This window comes from Janthinobacterium sp., assembly GCF_009923995.1.
Taxonomy (GTDB): Bacteria; Pseudomonadota; Gammaproteobacteria; order Burkholderiales; family Burkholderiaceae_D; genus Janthinobacterium.
In genome coordinates this window covers 24,031-31,021 of sequence record NZ_RFSK01000066.1, presented here as the reverse complement: position 1 = coordinate 31,021, position 6,991 = coordinate 24,031, and the positions used below count along the sequence as shown (strand labels likewise).

8 protein-coding genes are annotated in these 6,991 nt (G+C 68.9%); 5 read left to right on the top strand and 3 right to left on the bottom strand.

What is annotated here, in order from left to right:
• The first annotated feature begins 9 nt into the window (after nt 1-9).
• Entirely contained in the window at nt 10-162 is a 153-nt protein-coding gene (locus tag EBS11_RS23975; protein ID WP_365956091.1) for a PEPxxWA-CTERM sorting domain-containing protein, read from the top strand.
• A gap of 7 nt (nt 163-169) precedes the next feature.
• Here EBS11_RS23975 and rmuC read toward each other — a convergent pair whose 3' ends face one another.
• Nucleotides 170-1,543, bottom strand: a complete 1,374-nt coding sequence (rmuC, locus tag EBS11_RS23970) for a DNA recombination protein RmuC (protein WP_290607188.1) — start codon at nt 1,541-1,543, stop codon at nt 170-172.
• Between the two features lie 4 nt (nt 1,544-1,547).
• The gene (locus EBS11_RS23965; RefSeq protein WP_290607187.1) at nt 1,548-1,943 is read right to left on the bottom strand and encodes a group II truncated hemoglobin; all 396 of its coding nucleotides are present in this window, start codon (nt 1,941-1,943) and stop codon (nt 1,548-1,550) included.
• Nucleotides 1,944-2,087: 144 nt separating this feature from the next.
• Between EBS11_RS23965 and EBS11_RS23960 the strand changes: the two genes are divergently transcribed.
• The 3 genes from EBS11_RS23960 to EBS11_RS23950 are packed head-to-tail and all read left to right on the top strand — an operon-like array spanning nt 2,088 to nt 4,240.
• Nucleotides 2,088-3,356, top strand: coding sequence for an MFS transporter (locus EBS11_RS23960; RefSeq protein WP_290607185.1), 1,269 nt, complete (start codon nt 2,088-2,090; stop codon nt 3,354-3,356).
• Nucleotides 3,357-3,367: 11 nt separating this feature from the next.
• The gene (locus tag EBS11_RS23955) at nt 3,368-3,715 is read left to right on the top strand and encodes a GIY-YIG nuclease family protein (protein WP_290607183.1); all 348 of its coding nucleotides are present in this window, start codon (nt 3,368-3,370) and stop codon (nt 3,713-3,715) included.
• Between the two features lie 57 nt (nt 3,716-3,772).
• The gene (locus EBS11_RS23950; RefSeq protein ID WP_290607181.1) at nt 3,773-4,240 is read left to right on the top strand and encodes a MarR family transcriptional regulator; all 468 of its coding nucleotides are present in this window, start codon (nt 3,773-3,775) and stop codon (nt 4,238-4,240) included.
• Between the two features lie 9 nt (nt 4,241-4,249).
• On the opposite strand, the gene cqsA is transcribed toward EBS11_RS23950, so the two are convergent.
• Nucleotides 4,250-5,494: an alpha-hydroxyketone-type quorum-sensing autoinducer synthase gene (gene cqsA, locus EBS11_RS23945; RefSeq protein WP_290607179.1), complete on the bottom strand. Its 1,245-nt coding sequence runs from the start codon at nt 5,492-5,494 to the stop codon at nt 4,250-4,252.
• Nucleotides 5,495-5,666: 172 nt separating this feature from the next.
• On the opposite strand from cqsA, the gene EBS11_RS23940 reads away from it, so the two are divergent.
• Complete coding sequence (locus tag EBS11_RS23940) at nt 5,667-6,989, top strand: HAMP domain-containing sensor histidine kinase (protein ID WP_290607177.1); 1,323 nt, start codon at nt 5,667-5,669, stop codon at nt 6,987-6,989.
• Nucleotides 6,990-6,991: the final 2 nt, after the last annotated feature.

Genomic DNA, 6,991 nt, shown 5'->3' with positions numbered 1-6,991 from the left:
CCGCCCACCGTGATCCTGCCCACCTTGCCGCCCACGGGTCCGAATGTCTTGCCGGCCGTGCCGGAACCGCACACCTGGGCCATGCTGCTGGGAGGACTGGCCCTCGTCGCCCACGGCGTGCTGCGCCGCAGGAAGACGGCGGCAGCGCAGGCCGGCGGCTAGGCAAGTCCTAGTCGCCCTCGGCCGCGTCGCCGGCGCCGCCCAGCAGCAGGGCCGCAGTCTCGCCCGGCAAGGCTTCCACGGATTTGAGCTTGCGCGCCATCTGCCGGCTGCGCACTTCCGCGCTTTCGATATTCTTCGCCGCCTTTTCCAGGGTCAGGCGGGTCTGCGACAGCACGTCGCCGAACTTGCCGAACTCCGTCTTCACGGCGCCCAGCACCTGCCACACTTCCGACGAGCGCTTTTCCAGAGCCAGGGTGCGGAAACCCATCTGCAGGCTGTTGAGCAGGGCCGTCAGCGTGGATGGCCCGGCGATGCTGACGCGGTGCACGCGCTGCAATTCATCGGCCAGGCCCGGGCGGCGCAGCACTTCCGCGTACAGGCCTTCCGTGGGCAGGAAGAGGATGGCGAAATCCGTCGTGTGCGGCGGCGCCAGGTATTTGTCGGCGATGGTCTTCGCCTCGCCCCGCACGGCCCGCTCCAGCTCGCGCCCGGCCAGGGCCACGCCGTCGGCATCGGCCCGCTCGGCCGCCTCGACGAGGCGTTCATACTGTTCTTTCGGGAATTTCGCATCGATGGGCATCCACACGGGCGGCCCGCCATCGGCAAGGCCCGGCAGCTTCAGGGCGAATTCCACGCGCGCGCCGCTGCCCGCCACCGTTTCCACGTTCTTCGCGTACTGGTCGACAGTGAGCACCTGCTCCAGCAGCATTTCCAGCTGCACCTCGCCCCACGTGCCCCGCGTCTTGACGTTGGTGAGCACCCGCTTCAGGTCGCCCACGCCCAGCGCCAGCTGCTGCATCTCGCCCAGGCCCTGGTGGACTTTTTCCAGCCGCTCCGACACTTGCTGGAACGAGGCGGACAGGCGCGTCTCCAGGGTAGCGTGCAGTTTCTCGTCGACCGTCTTGCGCATCTCTTCCAGGCGCGCGCCATTGTCCGTTTGCAGGTCGCGGATCTTGCTTTCCAGCATGGCGCGCACTTCCAGCAGGCGCTGCGCATTCGATTCCGTCAGCTGCGCCAGGGTCTGGTTCGTGCTGTCGGCAAAGCGCGCCAGGCTTTGCGCCTGCTCTTCGCGCCCGACCTTGCCCTGCGCCTGCATCTGCGTGCGCAGGCTGTCGAGCTGTTGCAGGGTCGCCGCCTGGAACTGCGCCAGGCCCGCCGCCAAGTCTTGCCGCGTGGCTTGCGCCGACGCCTGCAGCTGCAGCCGCACTTCGCGCTCGACGCGGTCGATGCGCTCCAGGCTCTGCTGCTGGTGCTGCTGCACCAGGGCCAGCGTGGTGGCGCCGTCGCCGGCCGCGCCGCGGGGGCGCAGCAGGATCAGGACCAATAAAACGATGGCGACGAGGGCGGCGCCCAGCAGGCTGTAGAACTCGATTGGGCTCATGGGATCAGTCAGGTTTGTTGCGCATCCAGTCGGCCGTCTGATAGAACGATTCCATCAGGCGCACGCGCAGGGATTCTTCGATGCCCGTGTCTTCCATGGCCCAGGCCATGGCGCGCAGCCACTGGTCGCGCTCGCTGGTGCCGATGGCGTAGGGCAAGTGACGGGCGCGCAGGCGGGGATGGCCGAATTTCTCGATATACAGGTCCGGGCCGCCCATCCAGCCCGTGAGGAAGAAATACAGCTTGTCGCGCGAGCCGTCCGTGGACGGCGGATGCATGGTGCGGATGCCGGCGAACTCCGGCTCCAGTTCCATCAAGTCATAAAAACGGTCGACCATTTCACGCAGCACGGGGGCGCCGCCGATGGTCTCGTACAGGGTGGGGGCAGTGGTATCAGTCATGGCCGCCATGATAGCGCAAGCGCCGGCGGCCCATGCGGCGGCAGCACTCCCTGTCGCATCCCCTGCCACATTAAATGGCAATATACTTGACTACTCAAGCGTATATCAACTACCATGCAATTTTTAACCATGAATGAGACGGACATGCCGGCCACCACAGACACGCACTTGCTGCGCAATACCAACTTCCGCTGGCTGCTGGGCGGCGGCCTCGTCTCCATGCTGGGCGACCAGTTCACCATGCTGGCCCTGCCCTGGCTGGTGCTGGGCCTGACGGGCGATAGCCTCAGCCTGGGCATCGCCGTGGCCCTGATGGGCGCGCCGCGCGCCCTGCTGATTTTGCTGGGCGGCACCATCGCCGACCGCTACTCGCCCCGGCGCGTGCTGCTGCTGAGCAAATATGTGAACGCCGCCATCCTGCTGGCCCTGGCCGCGATGCTGTGGCTGGACCAGGCCAGCCTGGCGCTGGCGTACGGGGCCGCGCTGGCGCTGGGCATCGCTTCCGCCTTCGCCATCCCGGCCGGCACGGCCATCCTGCCGCAGGCCGTGCCGCCGCAGATGCTGCAGGCGGCCAACGGCCTGCAGATGGGCGCGCGCCAGCTGTCGCTGCTGGCCGGTCCCCTGCTGGCGGCCCTCGTGCTGGGCGCCCGCGATGGCGCGCAGCAAACCGCCATGGCGGCGCTGGCCGCCGCCTTCGCCATCGATGCGCTGACCTTCCTGTGCTCCGCGTGGACCTTGCGGCAAGTCAGGCTGCAGCCCCTGGCAACGCCCGCTGCGCCGCAAGCCATGTGGCGCGACATGGCGGCGGGCCTGGCGGTAGTCTGGCGCGACCTGCCCCTGCGCAGCTGCTATGCCTACTGGGCGCTGGTGGCCTTCTTCGTCATGGGGCCGCTGCAGGTGGCCCTGCCCGTGCTGGCCAGCGAACGCCTGCACGGTGCCGCGGCGCTGGGCCTGCTGATGGGCGCGCACGGTGCCGGCACCCTGGCCGGCATGCTGGCCTCCGGCCTGGGCGGCACGTGGCTGCGCCGCCATTTCGGCGCCACCCTGCTGGCGGCCGACGCCGTCGTCGCCTGCCTGCTGATGGCGCTGGGGCAGATCGACAGCGCCCGGCAAGGCGCGGCCCTCCTGGCCGCCACCGGCATGCTGTCGGGCTATCTGCAGGTGGCCATCTTCACGTGGATACAGCGGCGCGTGGCACCCGCCATGCTGGGCCGGGCGATGGCCCTGTTCATGGCCATTTTCCTGGGCCTGGCACCGCTGTCGGCGGCGGCCACGGGCGCGCTGCTGCGCCACCTGAGCGTGGGCGAACTGTTCTGCTGCGGCGGCGCCCTGCTGCTGGCCGCCGCCGTGGCCGCCGCCCTCCTGACCGACATCCCCCGCATCGCGGGCAGCACATCCGCAGCATCACCTTGAGAAAGTTCCCCATGGATAAAACACAGCAAGCGGCCCTGAAAGCGGCCTACCGGCAGCAAGCCCCGGCCCTGGGCATCATCGCCCTGCAGCACCTGCCCAGCGGGCGCACCCTGCTCGAACGCAGCCGCAACGCCCCTGGCGCGCTGAACCGCCACCGCTTCGAACTGGCGCTGGGCACGCACCGCAACGCCTGCCTGCAGGCGGACTGGCGGCGCGACGGCGCGGCGGCCTTCCGCCTGACCATCATCGATACCGTCGAGGTGCCGGACGATCCCGCCTTCGATGCGCAGGCCGAGCTCGACGCCCTGCTGGCCCTGCACCGCGAGCAGGCGCTGGCGCAGGGCCAGGTCCTGTATTGAGCGCGCATGCTTTACACTTGCGCACTCAAGCACTTCGCAGCGAATTGAAAGGACTACATGATGAATCACCCTCCCCCGTCGCCGGACGGCGCCGGCGCGCTGGATTTCTGCCTGCGCCTGGCGCGCGCCCAGGCCGTGCTGGTGCGCCGCTTCGACAGCATCCTGGGCAATCTGCATGGTCTGAGCTTTGGCGACTACCAATTGCTGTACCACCTGCAGCGCGCCCCGGGCGGCCGTCTGCGCCGCATCGACCTGGCCGAGCGCCTGGCGCTGACGGCGTCCGGCATCACGCGCTCGCTGATGCCGCTGGAAAAGATCGGCCTCGTGGCGCGCCAGGCCGATGCGCGCGATGCCCGCGTCGGCTATGCCGCCATCACCGAAGCGGGACTCGCCCTGCTGGCCCACGCCGATGCGACGGCGCACGCGCTGGCGCAGGAATTGCTGGGCAGCGCCAGCGCCCAGCAGCTGGCGCCCCTGTCCCTGCTGCTGGGCGGCATCGCCGGCAGCCAGCCCGCCAACGGCTGACCCCTCCCCCTACACGAGCGCCAGCTTGCGCAGGCGCCGCGTCGACGGCCAGCGCGCCATGCCCGTCTCGTCGCGGATGGCGGCGCAGGCGGCCAGCAGGCGCGCGCAGTCGTCTTCACGCAGGCCCGCGTTCAGGGTCAGGCGCACCAGCGCGCGGTTCTTCGGCGTGGCCGGCGCGCAGAACACGGCGCCGTAGATGCCGTGCCGCTCCAGCGCCTTGCGCAGGATCAGGGTATCGGGCTCGCTGCCCGCTTCCAGCGCGATGATCTGTTCCGTGCCGTCGCTGACGTTGTAGCCAAGGTCGGCCAGGCCCTGGCGCAGCCGCACGCTGTGGCGGCGCAGTGCCGCGCGGCGGCCATCCGCGGCGCGGATGAAGTCGAGCGCCGCGTCGAACCACGCCAGCTCGTGCTCCAGCAGGCAGGAACTGAAGATGGCGGGCCGCGAGGCGGACAGGAAATAGCCCTTGAAACGGGCGCAACAGGTGATCAGCCCGGCCCGGCCCGCAAAGGCCTTGGCCAGCGACGCCGTGCGGAAGTGCACGCGCCCGGCCAGGCCCAGTTCCACCACCAGGCCCGCGCCCTGCGGGCCGTGCGTGCCCAGCGAGTGCGACTCGTCGACGATCAGCATGCTGCCGCTGCGCTCGGCGATTTCCACCATCTGCAGCAGGGGCGCCACGCTGCCGTTGGTGCTGTACAGCGCATCGACGACGATGATGCCGGGGCCATGCTTGTCGAGCTGGCGCTGCAGGTGGGCGCCATCGTTGTGCAGGAAGGCCACGGGCACGGCCTGCGCCGACTGCACGCCCTCCCACAGCGAGGCGTGCGCCTGCATGTCCAGGTAGACGGGGATGCCGGGGCCGGCCAGGCTTTGCAGCAAGCCCACGTTGGCGGCCCAGCCCGACTGCGCCAGCACGCAGGCTTCGCTGCCGAGAAAATCGGCGAAGCGCTGTTCGAGGCGGTGCTGGCGGCTGCCTTCCTGCAGGAACACGGACGACATCAGCATGGCGCCGCCGCCCTGCAGGACGCGGGCCTGGGCCGCCAGCAGGGCCGGCTCGCCGGCGATGTTCAGGTAATCATTACCAGCCAGCATGACTGCGCCGGCCGGCACGGCTTGCCATGCATGCAGGTGTTCGCCGCCGAGCAGCTTGTCGATGCGTTCGACGTAGTGCTCGTCCATGCGCGCGCGCACGAAGGCGGGCAGCTGCTGTTCGGCGGAGATGGCAGGCGATGGCAGGGGAAAAAGGGCGTTCGGCATAAGGACTCCTGATTGGTTGCGGGGGGAACTACCGCGTCCAACATGCGCGAGCCATTCGGCAAGAGATTGATCCATCTCAACAGTTGCGGCGATATGCCTCTTTTATGGGAGGAACACGCCGATCATGTTGCATTGATACGCCTCAACGAAGTGTCCCCCCATCATGAAGCATGTGCAGTCCCCTTCCGACAAACGCTGGCAAGGCAGGCTGCTCCAGCCTTTCCTGCATTTTCACGATGCCATCGAACACATGCCCATCCGCCGCACCCAGGTGCGCGCGCTGGCCGTCATCGGCGCGCTGGGCATGCCCCTGTACTACGCGCTGTGGCAGCACGTCTTTCCGCAGGAATATGAATCGCCCCTGCTGCGCGCCGTGGCGGCCCTGCTGTTCCTGCCCGCGCTGTGGCCGGGACGCTTCAGCAATACCTGGTTCAGCGTGTACCTGCTGCTGGGGCTGACGTTCGAGCTGCCCTTCTTCTTCACGTATATGTTTCTGATGAACCACGCCTCGCCCCTGTGGGTGCATTCGCTGCTGGTGGCCCTGATCGTGCTGTTCCATTTCGATACGCGCATCGCCATGCTGGCCTACCTGGGCGGCACCGTGCTGGCCTGCCTGGCCTTTGCCGTGCGCGGCGACCCGGCCTACCTGCTCAGCCGCGACGTCCTGCAGCAATTGCCCGTGCACTGGTTCACGATTGCCGTCCTGTCCGTCGTCAAGGTGGGCCGCCACGTGGGCGCGCAGGAAAAGCTGGCGGGCCTGGCCGCCGGCCTGGGCAGCGTGGCGCACGAATTGCGCACGCCCCTCGTCAGCGTCGAGGCGAACGTGCGGGGCCTGCAGCGCTGGCTGCAGCGGGGCCTGCCGCCCGGCGCGCCAGGCCAGCCGCCGGACGCGGCCAGCCAGGAAGCGCTGGCGCGCATCCAGTTCGAAGTGCGCCACATGCACCACATGATCGACCTGTTCCTGCTCAGCGCCACGGCCGTCAACCGCAAGCTCGAAGCGATCGAGAACGTGGCCATGCAGGACAGCGTCGCCGCCGTCCTGCGCCGCTACCCGTTTAGCAGCACGGCGCAGCGCGATATCGTCAAGGTCGACGTGCGGGCCGACTTCACCTTCCACGGACAGTCCGAGCTGTGCGCGGCGGTCCTGCTGAACCTGCTGCGCAATGCCCTGAAAGGCATCCAGCGGGCCGGCAAGGGCCGCGTGCGCATCATCATCGACGGCGCCCGGCCCGCGCCGCGCCTGCTGTTCATCGACACGGGCTGCGGCATCGCGGCCAGCCGCCTGCCGCTGATCTTCGACCGTTTCTATTCCTATCCGGCGCACAACGGCAGCGGCATCGGCCTGGCCCTGTGCCGGCAAATCCTGCAGGCGTGGCATGCGCGCATCCGCTGCGTGTCGCGCGAAGGCGCCTATGCCATCTTCGTGCTGGAGTTTCCGCCAGCCCCAGCCACGACCCGCTCCAGCCGTTTCCCATCCATCCACCGCGCGAGGTGACG